At 49.4% G+C, this 19,548-nt stretch carries 14 protein-coding genes; 8 read left to right on the top strand and 6 right to left on the bottom strand.

What is annotated here, in order from left to right; genetic code table 11:
* Positions 1–76: 76 nt before the first annotated feature.
* Positions 77–610, bottom strand: a complete 534-nt coding sequence (locus ACN0YH_RS20355) for a DUF2975 domain-containing protein (RefSeq protein ID WP_417381423.1) — start codon at positions 608–610, stop codon at positions 77–79.
* Positions 611–1,479: 869 nt separating this feature from the next.
* Here ACN0YH_RS20355 and ACN0YH_RS20350 point away from each other — a divergent pair.
* A complete protein-coding gene (locus tag ACN0YH_RS20350) occupies positions 1,480–3,537 on the top strand; it encodes a hypothetical protein (protein WP_417381422.1) in 2,058 nt (685 codons plus the stop codon).
* Positions 3,538–3,547: 10 nt separating this feature from the next.
* Here ACN0YH_RS20350 and ACN0YH_RS20345 read toward each other — a convergent pair whose 3' ends face one another.
* Positions 3,548–4,990 (bottom strand): sulfatase-like hydrolase/transferase, encoded by a 1,443-nt coding sequence (locus tag ACN0YH_RS20345; protein WP_417381421.1) that lies wholly within the window; start codon positions 4,988–4,990, stop codon positions 3,548–3,550.
* 257 nt (positions 4,991–5,247) lie between these two features.
* On the opposite strand from ACN0YH_RS20345, the gene ACN0YH_RS20340 reads away from it, so the two are divergent.
* The gene (locus ACN0YH_RS20340; protein WP_417381420.1) at positions 5,248–5,706 is read left to right on the top strand and encodes a hypothetical protein; all 459 of its coding nucleotides are present in this window, start codon (positions 5,248–5,250) and stop codon (positions 5,704–5,706) included.
* Positions 5,707–5,788: 82 nt separating this feature from the next.
* On the opposite strand, the gene ACN0YH_RS20335 is transcribed toward ACN0YH_RS20340, so the two are convergent.
* From ACN0YH_RS20335 to ACN0YH_RS20325, 3 genes are all read right to left on the bottom strand, one after another.
* Entirely contained in the window at positions 5,789–7,429 is a 1,641-nt protein-coding gene (locus tag ACN0YH_RS20335) for a calcineurin-like phosphoesterase C-terminal domain-containing protein (protein WP_417381419.1), read from the bottom strand.
* Between the two features lie 272 nt (positions 7,430–7,701).
* Complete coding sequence (locus ACN0YH_RS20330; protein WP_417381418.1) at positions 7,702–8,691, bottom strand: DUF1559 domain-containing protein; 990 nt, start codon at positions 8,689–8,691, stop codon at positions 7,702–7,704.
* Between the two features lie 515 nt (positions 8,692–9,206).
* On the bottom strand, positions 9,207–10,193 hold the full coding sequence (locus ACN0YH_RS20325) for a DUF1559 domain-containing protein (protein WP_417381417.1): 987 nt from the start codon (positions 10,191–10,193) through the stop codon (positions 9,207–9,209).
* Between the two features lie 671 nt (positions 10,194–10,864).
* Between ACN0YH_RS20325 and ACN0YH_RS20320 the strand changes: the two genes are divergently transcribed.
* The 5 genes from ACN0YH_RS20320 (at position 10,865) to yaaA (ending at position 17,185) form a co-directional block, all read left to right on the top strand.
* Positions 10,865–11,698: an endonuclease/exonuclease/phosphatase family protein gene (locus ACN0YH_RS20320; protein WP_417381416.1), complete on the top strand. Its 834-nt coding sequence runs from the start codon at positions 10,865–10,867 to the stop codon at positions 11,696–11,698.
* A 52-nt stretch (positions 11,699–11,750) separates the two neighbouring features.
* Entirely contained in the window at positions 11,751–14,213 is a 2,463-nt protein-coding gene (locus ACN0YH_RS20315) for a heme-binding protein (RefSeq protein ID WP_417381415.1), read from the top strand.
* Between the two features lie 19 nt (positions 14,214–14,232).
* On the top strand, positions 14,233–15,108 hold the full coding sequence (locus ACN0YH_RS20310; RefSeq protein ID WP_417381414.1) for a hypothetical protein: 876 nt from the start codon (positions 14,233–14,235) through the stop codon (positions 15,106–15,108).
* Positions 15,109–15,181: 73 nt separating this feature from the next.
* A complete protein-coding gene (locus ACN0YH_RS20305) occupies positions 15,182–16,303 on the top strand; it encodes a hypothetical protein (RefSeq protein WP_417381413.1) in 1,122 nt (373 codons plus the stop codon).
* Between the two features lie 90 nt (positions 16,304–16,393).
* Complete coding sequence (gene yaaA / locus ACN0YH_RS20300) at positions 16,394–17,185, top strand: peroxide stress protein YaaA (protein ID WP_417381412.1); 792 nt, start codon at positions 16,394–16,396, stop codon at positions 17,183–17,185.
* Positions 17,186–17,471: 286 nt separating this feature from the next.
* Here the strand turns inward: yaaA and ACN0YH_RS20295 are convergent, their stop codons facing one another.
* Positions 17,472–18,446, bottom strand: coding sequence for a transporter (locus tag ACN0YH_RS20295; protein ID WP_417381411.1), 975 nt, complete (start codon positions 18,444–18,446; stop codon positions 17,472–17,474).
* A 268-nt stretch (positions 18,447–18,714) separates the two neighbouring features.
* On the opposite strand from ACN0YH_RS20295, the gene ACN0YH_RS20290 reads away from it, so the two are divergent.
* Entirely contained in the window at positions 18,715–19,542 is an 828-nt protein-coding gene (locus ACN0YH_RS20290; RefSeq protein WP_417381410.1) for a glycerophosphodiester phosphodiesterase, read from the top strand.
* Positions 19,543–19,548: the final 6 nt, after the last annotated feature.

Raw genomic sequence — 19,548 nt, 5'->3', positions numbered from 1 at the left:
ATATCTTGATTAACTTTCCGAAGCAGTAGCGTTCTCTCATTCCACTATAACTGAATGTCCCAGATCAGACCAGCGGTCAAACAATCTGGGCATGTTCTTCCGCGATCAGGCTGGCCCGCTTTAACAGATTTGCCAGCAGAAAGATCAGTGCTCCGACTGCCGCCAGGACGATCTGATTCGAACTGAGATTGATTGCCAGCATTCTCTGACCGGGTGGATTATGCATCGTCAATAAGACGCTCAGAGCAGCGCCACAGACAGGAGAAAGAAAAGCGGTGCCCATCAGCCCCAGGGCAAAGCGCTTGAGCAGGCGGCTGTTCTGCGTACCCAGGTAATCTTCGGCACAACAGGCTTTAAGAAAACGGTGTAGCGCGAACAGGCCCCAGTAAGTGGGTGCGAGCAGCAAGACAGAGACCAGAACCATACCCACCTTGGTAGAAACCGGGAGCGGCAGTGGAATGGCTTTCACCGGAATCATCCCGTTCTGCGCGGCGATCCGGTCGGCACAAAACCAGACCCAGAGTAAAAATGCAGGCAGCAGCCAGAGTGAGAGCGCACACAGATAATACAGGATGCGGCAAATGACACTGGTACGATCTTTTCGAGCCATCTCAGGAATCCTTTCCAAAGGGTTTTAATGTAAGACGGCGAACTTTTATCGTTTTACGATAAACACTGCAATCCCAGTTTCGTGCGAATTTTAGAAGACTGGTTCAGATTGTTTATCTGAGGTTGAAAAGCTGTATTGGGATAAAATGAAATGTGTGTTGTGCCTGGAAGAGCAGGTACGGTCGGGCCAGCCGTCAGCGGGCACACGGTGAAATGTTTTTTGCTACCACGAAAAGTATGAAAAAACACGAAATTATTGTGTGGGACTTCAGAATGGGGAACTCGTTAGAGTAATGGATGTTTTCAATATTTTATTCTCTGATGAGTCATTTGTGATCGCTGGTACCAGGATCAGTCTGTTTTCATTGATCGAAGTAAAATCTTATGCAGAGGCGCGTGGAGGTCAAGGGAGATGAATAGAATCGGGTGGCGATGTTTGTTGACAGGGGCACGATACTGGTGTGAGCAGTGGTGGTGCCATGGTGAAAGACTCCGATGTGCGGCGACCCGCAGGCATACATCACGAACTGGTGTCGTTTCAGCCAGTGGAAATCTGGAAAAAACAGGCTCATTTCTAGTGAAGAGTCAGAACAAGTGGCCCGTGTTTCAGTGCTCTGTAAACTGGGCACGCGCGCGACTCACTTTGGCGCATATCCTCGGCAGCGGCAGGCGGGTGTCAAGTCGAATCTGATCAGTGACTGAGTCGCTGATGGGAGACGGAAGTCAGAGAGACTCACAATATTTTAAGGAAAACGGAGATTTCAATTTCGATTTTAAACTTGAGTTCAAGAAATAATCTCCCATAATTTTATATGCTCACAAAATATAATCTCACATCGCTCCTGATAAAATCCATTAGAAATTAACAGCATGATCCAATTCGACTGTGAAACCTGTTTCCAGGAATATAAAGTACGTGACGACAGAGCGGGACAGACACTGAAATGCAAATCGTGTGGCAGCAGGATGCGGGTCCCAGCCGCTGGAGCGGGAGACTCAGAAGATTTCGAGGAAGAATATGTCGAGCCTGTTCGCCCCCGACGCAAAAAAAACACCGGGTCCTCGAAGCAGAAGAAGTCAAAAGGGGGTTCGAACACCACCATCTACGCGATCGGCGCGGGAGTCGGGCTACTTGTAGTCATCGGTCTGGGGCTCCTGCTGTTCCGAGGTAAAGATCCCGGGCAGAACAATGTGGCGGGAAACGGAGGTGCTGGAAATGTCGAGGGCGGGAGCGCAGAGACCGGAACTGCTGCATCTGGTGGTTGGGTTTCGCTGGTAGACCCACCCCGCAAATCCACCAACTGGACTGCTGATCCTCAGCTTTCGATTGATCTGAAAGATCTAGATGACAAATTCATTGTCCCCTACGTTCATTCTCCTTATGTAGGGTTGAAATCCAGAGGACAACCCATCCCATTAATTTCAGTCTGGAATCTGGCGACCGGAAAAGAGGTGAATACATTGAGCCTCGAAGTACCAGGTGAAAATATATATTATGACCATCAGATCAAGCTCAGCCCCGATGCGAAATTCATACTGGCAGGAATCAATAACACAAAAACCGATATCCCAAAGTTGGCAAGTTACAATGTTTCAAGCGGCAAAGTGATTGCTGAATGGGAGGCCGGACCAGCTGGAGCGATAGTTTCAGAATACGAATTCTGCGGTCCCTCAACGGTGTTTGCAAAAGTCTCGACCAAAGAAAATAATTCTTTTAACACAAAAATCGGATTATGGGATTTCCATTCTGGAAAACAAATCAAAAAAGAAGACCTTGCTAAACCCAACGTCAATGATTTCATTTCCTACAACTATCAAATCACACCCGGTGGAAAATATCTCATCACAGCGAAGTTTCGGAATATAACTGTCTATGATTTAAAATCGCTGGAACAGGTGAGAAAAATTGAATTGCCTCCACTCCTCAAAGCGGCAGACCCATCGAATATTACAGATAGTTTCCTCACGATATCAGGAAAAAGTATCTCGAATGACGGCACTGAACTGGCCTTATTGATGCATAATATAGAGGGAGTTTCAATCTGGACGCTCAACCTGAAAGATGGAACAGTCTCGAACGAGTTTTATATGCCCGGCAATCTGCAAGGCGCACTCAGCGACCCTGACTATGAAGGTAATAAGCTGGAGTGGAATCCTGCCGGTGATGGCTGGTTGCTATATGGAGCCTTATTTGTTGACCGCCAGCGAAAAAAAGTCACATGGGCTCTCAAACCGGTACCGAATGTCATCAGACGCCGCCCGGTCATTCTCACAAAGGATTCCCTGATTGCACAAACAGAGAGCGCTCTGCAAGATGCGAATGGCAAACTCCTATTGGATCGAAAACCATTCCTGGTATCAGTTCCCTTGCCCGAGCATGAGATCCAGCAATCACTGTCTGCCTATGACAGTGAGACTGCAGCATATCTCGGTGCCGGTCAGCAGGTCAGCCTGGAAGTGAATGTCGGTAACATCAAGTTTGGAAAACCGGATGAAGTTAAATCGATCCTCAGTGACGTCATCACCCAGCGACTGAAAACGGAGGGCTTTCAAGTCGCCGCCGACCAACCGATTGTGTTCAAGATCGAATACCAGGAACAGGCGGGAAATACATTACAACTTGCCAAAAATGTTAAACGAACTGCAGAGAATCCGCTGGGGCAGGTCGCTACGGGGCAAACACTGGAAACGACTGCTGCCCTGTTCGAACTATCGTGGATTGATCAGGAAACACAGAAAACACTCTGGTCAAATAAAGTCGCGATTAATCCCAGTGTACTCTTTCTGAAAAATGCTACAGCAGAGGCTGCACGCACTAAGATGTTTGAGAACCTGCAGAGTCGACTGCTGGCGGAGTTCATTCCCTATTTTATTCCTAAAGACGACAAACTGAAAATGCTGCCTTTTGAAATTACACTGCCGGAATAATGAGAAACGTTTAACTCCCCTGTTTCAACCAGCCTCCCGGTTGGGATGTGGCCGTGTTCTGGGTGTCCTGATACCAGTCTTTAAGCTGTTTCAGCATGCGGGAGGCGCGCTGCGATTCAGCCTTACTCAAATTCTTTTTCTCTCCGGGATCCTGATCCAGCCGATAGAGTTCGACTTTTTCATTTTCAAAAGTACCCGGCGACGCGCGGGGATGCTGCACGATGAGCTTCCACGGTCCTTCGCGCATGGCTTCGGAACGACTGCCGTTATTCGACAATGATGCCCAGAACAGCGGACGTTCGGCAACACGTTTTTGTTGAAACAGGACCGAAGAAAGATCTACGCCATCCAGGGGACGATTCTTCGGCATTTCCACGTGTGCGATTCCCAGTAAGGTTGGCATGACATCCAGGCTGATCGCAGGTATATCGGTCTCGGTTCCTGCCTGAATTTTTCCCGGCCACCAGGCGATGGCGGGCACCCGATGTCCGCCTTCATAGACCGAGCCTTTGCCTCCCCGCCACTTCGGACTGCCACTGGGAAAGTCACGCGAAGGGCCATTGTCCGAGAAGAACAGCACGAACGTATTTTTATCCAGGCCGGACTCGACCAGAAACTCGCGGATCTGGCCGACGCCTTCATCCACGGGCAGTGTCATGCCTCGATATTTCTCAATGCGTTCAGCTTCACTGGCTGGTTTCCAGCGTTTCCAGCCTTCGGCTTCACTACGGCGCACCGGATCGCCGGGGACCTGCACGGGATTATGAATGGCTTCATGTGCCAGATAGAGACAGAACGGCTGATCCCGGTTCTCTTTGATAAACTGCAGCGCGTACTGATTGATCAGATGAGTCGAGTACCCTGCTTCCTGTGTTTCCTTGCGTCCATGCCACCAGTCGTGCTTGACGTGATCTCCGACATGGCTGATAAAATCGATATTGCCACTGTGGTACCCGACGAAGGTATCGAAGCCATGGTTATCGGGATGGAATTCCGCGGAATTATGGGGATATCCCTGATGCCATTTTCCGACCAGGCCCGTTCGGTACCCCGCCTGCTTTAAGAGTTCGGCGAATGTATTCTCACTCCTGCGCAGACCTTTACGATGTTCGGGGTGCTCGCTGACCGGGTGAATGACCGCTTCAATCCCTGCACGCTGCTGGTAGCGGCCTGTTAACAAGCCGGCCCTCGTGGGAGAGCAGACGGTGCCCGAAGAATGAAAGTCGGTGAACTTCATCCCTTCTGCAGCGAGGCGATCAATCTCGGGCGTTTTGAAATAAGGATTCCCAAAACAGCTCACGCCGGCGTACCCCATATCATCCACCATGATCACAATCAAATTGGGGTGATCACCCGGTTGACGGTCAGCCGCATCCACACGATTCGCCAGGCAGGTGATGCCGAGAAAAGCCAGAATGAACATTCCACTGAGCAGCTTGTCTTTTTGTTTCATCACAAGGTCCTTAAGCTTCACGGGTGATGATTCTGTAATCAGTTCTACTTTAGTATGAGTATATTACGAACACGGCACAAACACACGCTGCGATGTTAGCAGACCTGCAGAACAGATTGATGGCAGAATCCATTTCCTGCTTTGTTAAAACAGCATTGAAAAAATGAGAGTCTTTCCAGTACAATAAAAGACTAAGCGATCCGATTATATTATTTGGTAATCCCCTTCACTTTCAACTGTAATAAAAGGCCCAAGCTATGTCCAAAACTCTCCGTTATCTGGTTGGTGGATTTTTACTGATGGTCGCAGGAATCGGTTCTGAAGAAATTCGGGTAGCGCATGCCTTTGCACCAGATCAATGCGATCAGGAAGGTGATGATAAGGAAACAGAAGGAGAAAAACGACTCAGTAAATTCATGCGTGAGAAGCTGACCAGTTCGCAACAGGTTCTGGAGGGGTTGATGGTAGAAGACTACGACCTGATGCAGAAAGGAGCCAAGCGGATGATTGAGATGAGCAATGCTACCGAGTGGCAGGTTATTGAAGGTCCCATTTTTGCCAGACAGAGTGAAGAATTCCGCTCATCTGCAAAAGAAGTGATCAAATTTGCCAAAGAGAAAAACCTGGATGGTGCTTCGCTCAGTTATCTGCATTTAACGATGACCTGCATCGCCTGTCACAAAAAAGTCAATAAGGTCATGGTCTCCCAGCGTTAACACTCCCGAGAGTTAATACACAAACAGGGGAATGCGAAACAAAATCGCATTCCCCTGTTACTTTAAATTCAGCATGACTCTGTTATTTTTCAGTGACAGTCGTCGAAGCCGTCTTTTCTGCCGGCTTCGCAGGTAGAACACGAATCACGCGTCCGCTCTGATGCTGGTCACCATCCATTTCCACTGTACGAATCCGGATCAGATGTGTTCCCGGCTTTAAGCCTGAGGGCAACCTGGTCCGCCAGAGATGGGTTGATTTTTTTGCTTTGGGCAGATCACGATATTTCTTACCTTCCAATGCATTCTCTGCTTCAGACAGTTTTTTGAAGCTGGGATCGATTGCGTCAATGTGTTCCATGGTCGTCCAGCTACCGGATTCTCCAATCAGCATTTCCACCTTGGAGCGTTCTGAACCATTGAAAATATTAGCAAAGATCTCGGTCTCAGCCGTCTGATCTGCAGTAACCTCTTCGGGTGCCAGGATATTCATCTGATAACTGGCAGCGCGACCGGCGGCCCGAAAATCCAGATCGTATTCGGAACCGTCAAACGAAATAATTGAATATCCGTTTGGGGCGCCGTCCGCCATCATTGTATGGGGAATTCCCCGCTCATCTGGTGAGCCCGACCACCAGCTGCCACTGACAGTCACATTGATAATATGATGATGTGGTTTTGGGCCACGCCAGCCATCTTCTTTAGTAATAAAGCGATGCTCATGATGGTGCGTGTGACCGGAGATCGACATGCAGAACGGTCGTTTTTCAATTAAACGATACAGGTCCTGACGATCTTCCACATCTACCAGTGGAATATGCATCATCAAAACCACCAGTTGATCTGCGGGAATCTGCTGCAGGTCATTTTTGACAAACTCGATCTGTTCTTTTCCGAGTCCGCCTTCATAATGACCTTTCTTTTTCATCTCTTTTGTTTTGTTTTCTTCTGGAACGATCCATTCGATATCATCCAGCACGATAAAGTGCACCTGTCCATAGTCAAACGAATAATAAGCTGGACCAAAAGCACGTTCAAAGGTCTCATCACTCAGCTTATCATTGGGGGCATCATAGTTGATGTCATGGTTTCCGATCACGTTATACCAGGGAATCCCCAGTAAGGCGACGCCCCGGGCCTGCGATTCAAACAGGGAAAGATCGTCGAATAAAATATCCCCCAGCGTTACACCAAACGAAGCATCTGTGCCCACCAGTTCCTCAATGACATCATGCGCAATGTAGTCGATTTCCTTCTGGTCGCGTGGTTGGGGATCACCAAAAAACAGAGCCCGGAACTGCTCCGGCTCTTTTTGTGGATATAGGGGGAAATCAATTGAAGCTGGTAGTGGCCCTGTCGGCTTGACACCCGGGTATTTTGATTTCGGGGATCCTGCCGGTTTATGAATATAGTAAAACTCGGGTGTCAGGTTTTTACTCAAAGGGGTTCGCCAGCCCTGGGGTTTGATGACAAACAAGATGGTATCATCACTCACTGGCAGTTCATATTTTCCTGACTGATCGGTACAGACGACTTCACGACCATTGGAGACACGCACACAGGCCAGCCCCTGCTCACCAGGATCTCGTTTCCGGTTATGGTTGACATCCTGAAAAACATAGCCGGTAGCGGTCTGCCCAGTTTTTGATTCAGCCTCTGCTGTTCCACCTACGGAACCAATCAGCAGGCCTCCCAGTACGATTCTTGAAAGAAGCAATCGACTCATCTACTTTTCCTTGTAATTTTAAAATCATTTAAGTACTTGGACTGATTTATTTAATATCATGGTACGACCTCGCGCAGGCAGACTAAACCCACAACAGGTATTTTTCCTGACTGGAACAGAATCACTGTACGGGTGACAAGAGTGATATTCCACTACAACTCAGACAGCGATTACTTCGTCAGTGGAAAGCAAAACAACCGGAGAGTGGCGATTGATCCCTTCTCCGGTTGTGATATCTAACAGCTTGCACTCATACCTTTAAAATAGACTGATTAAAAATTATCGATGACTTCACGACCCGACCGGGTACCTAAAGCCTCCAGGATCGTCTGACTGATATTTTCTGAAATGAAACGGCAGGAGCCATCAACCAGACAGACCTGAACTCCACCATCATGCAGACTTCGCATTGCAGCAATCTGAGTTCCATCGTTGGCCTCGGTACAAGGCATTTCTGTAGTATTGACGCATTTACTCAGAATATCAGCTGTCTTGCTGTTCGGGCTGCGAGCTGCACTGAAGGCGGATCCGCCCATACCGGAATAAACCCAGGCACCACGAGCATCGGCAGTCTCATCGTTCAGATAGGTTAATTCACCAACCAGAAAGGTATTGGTCGTTCCATCTTTAATATCCCGGATATTCACCGAAGAATTAATTGTGAATACACCCCCGGTGGTATTGTTATAAGAAGCAGTGAGGTCTCCTGAACCATAGTTGGCCCCATAGTTTCCACGGGACATGTGCTCAATCGACCGGAAAGCGACATTGCTGCGCCGATCCCAGGGGTGACTGGGGCAACGATAAGCAACGGGCGAGAAATGCCCAAAGATATTGTTCATATAATCCAGTGGATCTCGCCCATTAAGAACAGGGGCAGCTTTTTCCCACAGAGCGCTTTGTTCCATCTGAGGCAAAATGAAAAGCAGCCAGTTTCCCCCCAGACTTTGCCCGCTGCCGCATTCTTGAAGTCCTGTCAGATTGGTCGGTGGAGTACCACCACAGGGACCGATCACTCCACCCGGAGGAAATACGTTGTGCGTATCATGGTAATTCTGTAACGCCAGTCCCAACTGCTTGAGATTGTTTTTACAGCTGCTGCGACGGGCTGCTTCACGAGCCTGCTGCACGGCGGGTAAGAGTAACGCGATTAAAATGGCAATAATGGCGATAACGACGAGCAGCTCAATTAAAGTAAAGCCACGGCGTTTTCTGGAAGTCTGATTCACAGGCTTAACTAATGACAGTAAGCGTTGCATCATTCTCTCCTTCGTAAATAAAAAAACATAGGACAAAAAACGTTCTCATAAAACATTCCCCCGATCTCGAAAAATGTTTTTGAAAGAACAGAATCACTGACAGACTGAAGTTTTTCAGTTCTGCCAGTGAAAACGACTTTTTTCACATGTAGAGTGAGTCAGCCTAAGCAGAATCCAGCAAAACTTACCGGAGGCTTAGGGATCTGTGTATTCGGGAGTCGGAGTCGTGTCACCGGTGACACCTTCCTCAGATTCTCCTGAGCAACCTGAAGTTGTCAGAGCCAGGCAGGTCAAACAAAACAGACATAACATTAATTTTTTCATCTCTAGTCTCTCCGAAAATCGAATCATTTAGAAAAGGTCGAGGAATGATTTTCAGTTCGTTCCTCGACTCAGGCTTGTGAGTCTTTCAGGACAAATCCTGAGAGATAATACTGCCTGCAGGAATGTTTCAGTCTCTTTGTGAGTGACAACTCTGAACATCACACTGCAGAGGGCAGATCTTCAAAGGTTCGTGCCTAGAAGTTATCAATCACTTCACGACCGGCACGTGATCCCAGTGCATTCCAGATTGTCTGGCTGATGTTTTCCGAAATGAATCGGCCGGAACCATCAACAAAACAGACCTGCACACCACCATCATGCATGCTGCGTGCAGCGGCAATCTGGGTGCCATCATTCCCGTCGGTACAAGGATGCTCAGTCGAGGTCGTGCAGCTTGCCAGAATATCAGCAAGTGTACTGTTCGGACCACGACCAGCACTAAAGGCGGATCCGCCCATACCGGAATAAACCCAGGCACCCCGGGCATCAGCAGTCACATCGTTAGCATAGACCAGTTCGCTGACCAGCAGGGTGTTGGTAGTACCATCCTTGATATCACGAATACTCACAGAAGAGTTCATTGTGAATACGCCACCCGTCAGGTTGCTGTAAGATTCCGTCAGATTGCCTGCTCCATAGTTGGCACCATAGTTGGCACGAGACATGTGTTCCAGGGCCCGAAATGCCACATTACTGCGACGGTCCCAGGGATGACTGGGGCAACGATAGGCGACTGGAGAAAAATGTCCAAAGACGTTATTCATGCTATCCAGCGGATTGTTTGTGTTCAAAATGGGAGCCGCTTTTTCCCACAGAGCACTCTGCTCCATCTGGGGCAGAATAAACACCATCCAGTTCCCGCCCATACTCTGTCCGCTGCATTCCTGGCTGCCGGAAAGGTTAGTCGGAGGCGTACCGGCACAGGTTCCGATGACACCACCGGGAGGAAATACACCATGTGTGTCATGATAGTTTTGTAACGCAATCCCTAACTGCTTGAGATTGTTTTTGCAACTGCTGCGACGGGCGGCTTCACGTGCCTGCTGCACTGCGGGTAAAAGTAACGCAATCAAAATTGCGATGATGGCAATCACCACCAGTAATTCAATCAGAGTAAATCCACGACGTGGTGCTGATTTAACAGCACGCGCACCGGCAAGGCGCGAAAAGCGAAGAAGCATCAAGCATCCCCTCAAAAGTGAAGAATGAAAAATATCGAGTGATTCAGCGTTTCAAGGCACTTTGCTGCCGGTGTCGGTCTTGACTGACCAAGGCTCGGGGGAAGAAGACTTCGCACTCCGAATTTTTGAGAATCTTACCGGTGGATTATTAAGATTACATGACCGAAAAATGAAATCTTCTTCGCGATCTTCGCTGAGCCGTTCCACAATCGAATCAGATTGGATCATGAACTTAAGAGATTGTTCTTGAGAAGAACCCCTGTTTCTCAGCTGCTTCTAGTCATTTTACTTGGAGCCCTGAACTCAAACTAAGCTGACTCAGGGAACTGGTAACAGTCCAAACTTTCCTAACCAGAATTTCTACCGTAATTTTATCAAGTAATTTGTTATCAGAAAAAATGAACCTTTTACCTGTGCAGGCCAACAGGGAAATAGAATGGACTGACATTGAATTATTTTGTTCAAATCCAATATTTTCCTGAAAAACCATGTAACGCTTGAGGCACACACCCCTTTGGCAAAGCGGAATCTGACTGGTTAAAATTCACCAGATGATGCTCAAGGATTGACGACAGGCCGTGGTTTTCTCATAGTGAAGAATGCGACTTACCGCTCTGCCGTCCCTGGAAAGAGCCAATCACTCAATGAATTTCAGAGAGGAACCAGCCCGTATGCAGAAACCACCGAAACGCAATCTGATGCTGCTGTCAACCGCATGCTTCGGTATGCTCGTGCTGACTCTTCTCGCATCGCAATCATCGGCAGCAGAACAGACACAGACGCTACGGGTTCTCTGTTACAACATTCATTATGGACAGGGGACGGATGGAAAATATGATGTTGCCCGGCTGGCAAAAGTAATTAAACAGACTAAGCCGGATCTGGTTGCATTGCAGGAAGTCGACGTAGGCGTCAAACGCTCCGGACGCGTCCATGAAGCACAACGACTGGCAGAACTCACAGGGCTGGCCGTCCGCTTCGGGCCGACTCAACATTACGAAGGCGGGTTGTTCGGAAATGCCGTCCTGACACGACTGCCGATTCTTGATGTCATGATCCAGCCATTGCCTTACACGGAAAGTACCCCGCAACTGGTGACCTACCCGCGAGGTGCCATCATCGTAACTGTCCGCGGCCAGAATGGTAAACCACTTCGATTCATCAGCACGCATTTTCAACATAATCTGCCGAAAGACCGTATCGAAGAAGCCAAAGCGATCAACCGGCATTTCACTTTAGATTCTGACATCCCCACTATCCTTGCAGGGGATATGAACGCCACTCCCGACGCGGAACCGATTCAGATTCTTCTGAAACAGTGGACCAATGCCATTGATGAAGCAGCCACACCCACGGCTCCTTCTACCAAACCCCGGTCGCGTATCGATTATATTTTTTATCGACCGGCTGCTGATTTTGAAGTGATTGAGACCAAAGTCATCGACGAACCCCTGGCTTCCGATCATCGACCGGTCTTCGCCATCTTGAAATGGAAACAGAAATAATTCCGGGACGATCATTTCAGACTTCACATTACAATAAACCGAAAGATCTGCCATGCGTCATCGTTTTAACTTTTTCCTGCTGATGTTTGTATTGCCGTCTTTTTTGAATGCTGCAGAGCCACAGGCCACTCCTGTCAGCTCGATTCGTGTTCAGCCCGGCTTCCAGGTTGAATTGTTACGATCTGCACAAAAAGACGAAAGCTCCTGGATCTGCATGACCTTTGATGACCAGGGCAGAATCATCCTCGGGCTCGATGATGTAGGACTGGGTCGAATCACGTTAAGTAACGATCCAGCGAAAACCCGCTTCGAAAAAATCGATTCTACATTCAAACACCCGCGCGGCGTTCTGTATGCCCATAACAGTCTGTATGTAAGTGAAACCAATGGGCAGGGACTGCATCGCCTGAAAGATACCACCGGCGATGATCAGTTTGATCAGAGACAGCTCCTGAAAAAAATGGACTACCGCAGCCGCTTCGGACATGGACATAATCAGATCGTGCTCGGCCCTGATAAGAACATCTATCTGGTCGTCGGCAATGACGTTGCTTTCCCGGAAGGTGTCTCCCCCGATTCCCCTTACCGCAATCCCCGGAACGATCACCTCCTGCCCAACCCACACGACGCAGGTCAGGACAACCGTGTAGGCTATATTCTGAAAACCGATCCTGACGGGAAGACATGGGAGATTCTTGCGGGCGGCTTTCGTAACCAGGTTGACATCGCTTTTAACCCGGAAGGGGAAATGTTTACTTACGACGCGGACATGGAATGGGATATCGGGCAACCCTGGTACCGCCCGACCCGCATCAATCATATCATTCCCGGCGGAGAATATGGCTGGCGGTGGGGAACCGGCAAATGGCCTGAATACTACGCCGATAGTCTGCCTTCGACACTGAATACGGGCCTGGGTTCTCCGACAGGAATGGTCTTTGGAACCGACAGCAGTTTCTCCGACCGTTTCCAACAGGCGATGTATATTGCCGACTGGCAAAACGGCCGCATCCTGCTGGTTGACCTGATTCCCACAGGAGCCACCTATACTTGCCAGTACGAAGTCTTTCTGGAAGGTGGCCCGCTCAATGTCTGTGATCTGCAGTTTGGACCAGACGGCGCACTGTACTTCATCACCGGCGGTCGCGGTTCACAATCCGGGCTGTACCGTGTGACTCCGCAGCCGAGCCAGAAAACGAAATCCAAAGCCCCCAATATCAGCGAACAAATCACACAACAGGCAGCCTCTGCCCGGCAGCTCAGAAGAGACGTGGAACAATATCTCGCCAACCCGGTCCCTGAGATCGACACACTCTGGAAACATTTAAGCAGCGAGGATCGCTGGCTTCGCTTTGCTGCGCGTCGAGCGATAGAAAACCAGGATGTTTCCCGCTGGCGGTCACGGGCGACTTCAGAAACCGATCCCACTGCTGCCATCGCGGGTCTGATCGCCTTATGCCACCAGGGAACCGCTGAAGACCGGGATGCCGTCCTGGAGGCACTGAACCGCATCGATTTAAGCTTGCTCGAACAGCAACAGTTGCTCGCCCTGCTGCGAGCTTACCAGCTCTGTTTGGTTCGACTTGGTTCTCCCACCGAAGCCCAGGCAAATGGACTGCAGAAACGACTCAGCCCCCTCTATCCACATGTCAGCAGCAGCGCAAATCATTTGCTTGGTGACCTGCTGATTTATTTAAATGACAGTGACGCCGTTTCGCAGACATTAACGCTGCTCACTGACTCCTCAACACAGGAAGAGCAGATTCGGGCAGCACGCACTTTAACAAATGCAAAACAAGGTTGGACTCAAGATCAACGGCAACAGTTTCTCAGCTGGCTGGCCCACGCCCGCACATTTACGGGCGGCAAGCAACTCACCGAACGACTGAGAGATATCCGTGAAGATTTTCTGCAGACACTCTCTGAACAGCAGCGACAACAGTTCAACAAAGAGATCGCCGCCCTCGATAAACCACTGGTTGAAGAAGAACTGGTTCCCGCTCGCCCGGTAGTACAGGAATGGACGCTCAGCAAACTGGAGCCACATCTGTCTGCGGCTTCGTCAAAGCGTTCCTTCAAAAGTGCACGCCAGGCGTTACTGGCCGCCAACTGCCTGAAATGCCATCGTATCGGTTCGACCGGCGCACAGGTGGGCCCCGACCTGACGACTGTCGGCAAACGGTTTGACAGTCGCGCCATACTGGAATCGATTCTCACTCCTTCCAAAATCATGGACGAAAAATATCTTTATACCGTGTATGTCCTCACGAACGGAAAAATTGTGACCGGGCGTCCCGTCGGTGTCAGCAAAACTACAATCACAGTGGAAACTGATCCCATTCGACAAACAACGGTTCCTGTCGCCCGGGAAGAAATTGAAGAATCGATCCTTTCCAAAACATCGCCGATGCCCGCGAATCTGATTGATGTACTCACGCAGGAAGAAATTCTCGATCTGCTGGCTTATCTCAAAGCGGGCGGAGATCCGCAGGCTACCGCGTTTCAAAAGAATTAACACAGGATCGGATCTGAGAATGTCAGTCAATAAATGTATCAAACTAGTCGTCCTGTTACTGCTGCAATGCGAAGTCACCAGTAGACTTTCGGCCACAGAACCGGTCAATATTCATAGCATCCCCAATGACCTGCAGGTACCCCGGGTCACAAAAGAAAAACCACAGCCTGGTAAACGGGTCTGGCAGCAGAATCCAGGGTTCGAACAGACTGAAATCGCACATGCTCTCTTTCTGCCTTCTGACTGGAAACCGGAAAATAAATATCCGGTGATCGTGGAATTCCCGGGGAACGGCGGCTATTCCAATGCATTGAATGATGTCAGCAAAGGAAGGGTACAGGATTGTAAACTGGGATATGGCTTGTCCGGTGGGAAAGGGATGATCTGGGTCAGTCTGCCTTTCGTCGACCCCCAGACTGGCAAACATGCTCTTAAGTGGTGGGGCAATCCTGATGCGACTGCAGACTACTGTAAACAGACCGTCGCCCGGATCTGCAGGGAATTCGGCGGTGATCCCAAGAATATAATCCTGACCGGATTCTCCCGCGGTGCCATCGCCTGCAATTATATCGGCCTGCGTGACGAGGAAATCGCAGCCCTCTGGAACGCCATGCTGCCACACAGTCACTATGATGGCGTGCGAAAATGGAATTACTCTGACAGCGATGCCATTTCCGCCCGCAAACGCCTGGCCCGTCTTGATAGCCGACGGCAATTCATCACCCAGGAAAAGTCAACCCGCGCCACAGAAGATTATCTCAACGACTCCGATACCAAAGGACAGTTTACGTTCATGGCAATTCCCTATCCCAATCATTCCGATGAATGGGTTCTGAAAGACATCCCCGAACGTACCAGGGCCCGCCAATGGCTGGCTGATTGTCTCAAAAACTGATATTGATTTATTCAGATTCTGCAGCATGATCGTATGAAATCTGACCTACAACCAATCCAGAGGAAACAAACGTATGTCAAGCCGATTACCAAACTCACTGATCACATTGACTGTCGTCATTGCCGGGGCTCTTTCACCATTGCAAGCTACTTTTGCCCAGGTTGAAAAACGACCGCATATCAAAATCCGGGGCATCTATGGCGGTGCGCCGACACAACTGCTGGCACAAAATAAGAAGCTGCCCGAACTGGGCGTGAATGCCATCTTCATGGGCTCGGGAAGCTTAACAGATCAGCGTATCGCGGAGATGAAACAACAGGGCGCACAAGTCTTTGCCGAATTCAATACGATGCACGTTGCCAACTATCTCAAAGACCATCCGGATGCTGCCCCGATTGGCGTCAACGGAAAAATCTCACCTGCGCCGCAGGGCTGGCAGGGTATCTGCCCGACACACCCCGGCTATCGTAAATATCGGATGGATGACTTCCGCAGAGTCCTTAAAGAATATGAGATCGACGGGATCTGGCTTGATTATCACCACAGCCACGCCAGCTGGGAACGTGCTGTTCCCGATATGCCTGATACCTGTTTTTGCAAACGGTGCCTGAATCAATTTCAGCAGGAAACCAACGTGTCTCTGCCTGACGCCTCCACTCCGGAACTCTCGCAGATCCTGTTGGGAAAACAGAAGACAGCTTGGGTACAGTGGCGCTGTGATGTCTTTACCGACTGGGTCCGCGAATTCCGTTCGATCATCAATGAAACACGCCCCGAGGCACTGTTGGGAACATTTCACTGCCCCTGGTCCGAAACTGATTTCAACGGGGCGCTCAAAAACAAACTGGCTATCGACCTGAAAAAACAGGCAAAATATATCGATGTCTTCAGCATCATGCCTTATCACGCTCGCTTCAATCATCCGCAAGATCCTGCCTGGATCTCACGCCAAACCACCTGGCTGGGAAAATACCTGGATATTAAAGGTGAACCGGGAGATCGGCTCAAAATCTGGCCAATCGTCCAACTCTCGGACTGGGGCGAAGCGGTGCCCGTCGAACAGGTTCATTCTGTTCTGGATCATGGTACACGACAGCCGTCGACCGGGGTGATGGTCTTTCGCTGGGGTTCTCTGCATCCACAAACAGAGAAAGTAGATGCGATGATCGAATACTATCGCGCGATCAACCCGTAGACGTCTGGTTTTGTTTTTGTTGACAACCCGAGAGGCGCGATCTATAACCGAAGCGAATCATTTGCTTACACTAAAGGATCAATCGCGAATATGTTGACTGTACTCTCTCCCGCTAAATCTCTGAATCTGGAGCCTCAAAAACAGACCACAAAATTCTCCATGCCAGAATTCCTTGATGACGCGGAAACCCTCGTCAAAAAACTGCGACGGATGTCGAAAAAATCATTGCGGGAACTGATGGGAATCAGTGAGGACCTGGCGGAGTTGAATCAGGAACGGTTCAACCAGTGGTCACGTCCCTTCTCAACTGAAAACGCCAAACAGGCGGTCCTGATGTTTAATGGCGGCGTCTATCAGGGATTGCAGGCGGAACAGTTCAAGGCCCGCGATCTCGCTTTTGCCCAGGATCATCTGCGAATTCTATCCGGTCTGTACGGCGTGTTGCGCCCCCTGGACCTGATGCAGGCGTATCGTCTGGAAATGGGAACCAGCCTGACCACGCGCAGCGGGAACACCTTATATGATTTCTGGGGTGAGAAGATTACACGTTCCATCAATGCAGAACTGGAAGCCCACAAACACCCGGAGCTGGTCAATCTGGCATCGAATGAATATTTCAAATCTGTGAAACCCCGACTGCTGGCAGGTCAAGTGATCACACCTGTTTTCAAAGAAATCAAAGCTGGCAAATCACGGACGATTGCCTTGTTCGCAAAACAGGCCCGCGGACGGATGGCTGCCTGGATCATTCAGAACCGCATCGACGAGCCCGACCAGTTATGTGATTTTAATCTGGATGGCTACCAATATCAGGCCGATGAATCGACGAACAACAAATTGACATTTTCCCGTCCTCAACCACCACCAGTCGGAAATAAATAATCTCTCTTTTTGTCAAGACAAATTCAATGCCAGAGAGCACTCTCCCATAGCAACTTGAGCAGATGATTACCGGCTACAGGGTCTCTCAAAGTATTTATGCCGCCACGAAATTGGGAATTACCGATCTCTTAATCGCGGGTCTCCAGAGTAACTGGCAACCGCTACAAACACGGACGCCAGTGCCCTTTATCGGCAGGCGGGATTCGAACTGACACGCATTTTGCAGACCGAATCAGAACTCAGCATCATTGAAGGGGTCAAAGTCTGAATTTCGTCGAACACGAATTCAGGGAAAACGAATCGAGCAACCGGCGCCAACGAAGTATGCTGAGGCTGCGTCATTTAACCCCACACCCGCACTCAAATCGAGCTGCAGGTTATTAGTGATCAGATAAGTAAAGCCAGCATCAAAATAATGTTCGGTGCGCGCCGTTCGAGCGCCGCTGGGAATCAATACGAACCATTCTGTGAAGGCTCCCAGTTTCTCAGTCAGGGTATATCCCACCGAACAGGATTGCGCGATTTCAAGAAAGGATTCACCGGAATCATCGATATCGCCATACCCCTGTGTAGAGGCCGCGACGTTCACAAAATCGTTAAGCGTCCAGGCATAGACCAGATCAATGCCCGTTTCCACCTGATTCGCAGTAAAAGCAGAACTGCCTGTCGGAACGCTCATCGAAGTAATCAAAGCCATTTCAGGCAGAACTCCCTGCTGCGGAGTCAGGGCAAACTGCAAAGCCAGCCCCAGATCCTGGCTCCCGAAAGTCGTATTCTGATAGAGTCCCGCATCGGTACTTTGTTCCAGAGGAGAAAACGACAGTCGAAATTCCATCCAGTCGGCAACAATCCCCCGCCGATACAGGAATTCCCCGAATGACTGGTATTTGACATCCGCTCCCAGTTCCTCGCTATCCAGATACGTATAACCGAACTCAAGTTGGGTAACGCCTTTTCCCACAGTCACTGAAGTGGAAGTAAAATTAGGCCGATCCGTTTGCAGAGGTTGATTGAGCTGCGGTCCCCCCTGACATCCGGTACTGCCACGCCATTGAAAAAGGGTACCACATTCGGGTGAAAAATTAAGAAGCCGGAAACGAGGAACTTCACATTCACACTCGTGAGCTTCGACGAAATCTGATGCGAGCAGACTTTGATCAAAGAGCGTTTCACCGGTTTCAGCATTCGTTTTCCCGGCGCAGCAGAACAAAGCGATGTAGACGAATAGACCAGGCCAGACTCGCAAACAAAAGTTACACATGATATCTGCTCTGAAATTGATTCCGGGGCATATTACATTTATCGGAATTCTGATCAATTTCTGTTAGGCCGAATATGAAGGTAGATTGCATGGGCCTGACCAGCAACATTAAACTAAGATGCCGATACAAAAAGAGATACAGCGTATCATCTGTGTTTGGCCATATTCCTTTTCCCAATGTTCTGATCACGTTGAAGATAGAAATGATCGAGTGACTCAAGTACGCTAAACTTTCTAATATGCTTTCATCAACCCGGGATACTTAATTATGCACCGAAGCCAGATCCTGCTGACAATCCTTTTTTCTCTGATTCTTCCTGCCGCCGCTGGTCTCGTCGCGAAAGCTGGAGATCCCCTGATCGTCGCGCATCGTGGCTTACTCAAGGTGGCTCCGGAAAATACACTGGCGAATTTTCGAGCCTGCCTGGAACTGCGACTGGGATTTGAATTCGATGTGCAACGCAGTCAAGACGGACACCTGGTCTGCATTCATGACAAGACACTTGATCGAACAACCAATGGCTCAGGAAACGTAGCTGATCTGACGCTGTCGGAAATCAAACAACTGGATGCCGGCAGCTGGTTCGACCCTCGGTTTAAAGGAGAACAGGTGCCCACCGTCACTGAAGTCTTACAACTTGCTGCACAATATCGACAGCATGAAATTCTCATTGCCGTCGACTTCAAAGATTCAGACGTCGAACAGGAAGTCGTCGATCTGGCGATAAAACAGGGAATCCTGGAGCGACTTATTTTTATCGGACGAACGATCCAGGAACCACAGGTAAGAAAAAACATCAAAGGCGCTTCCGTTAAAGCAGAAACTGCAGCTGTCGCTAATAATATGGCTGAATTTTCCTCAGCTCTTTCAGAACCGAATGCAGACTGGGTTTATGTGAGGTATCTGCCAACCCGGCTAGAGATGCAACAGGTACACGCTGCCGGGAAAAAGTCCTTTATCGCTGGTGGCACAGTCAGTGGAAATGTCCCGAAAAACTGGCAACGGGCAACAGACGCGGGGATTGATGCCATTCTTACCGATTACCCACTCGACCTGCGAGCCATGTTTCAGCAAACGAAAACGCCACCTAACTGACTCTGG

Source organism: Gimesia sp. (genome assembly GCF_048262075.1).
In the GTDB taxonomy this organism is placed as follows: domain Bacteria; phylum Planctomycetota; class Planctomycetia; order Planctomycetales; family Planctomycetaceae; genus Gimesia.
This window is presented reverse-complemented; position numbering and strand designations above follow the sequence as displayed.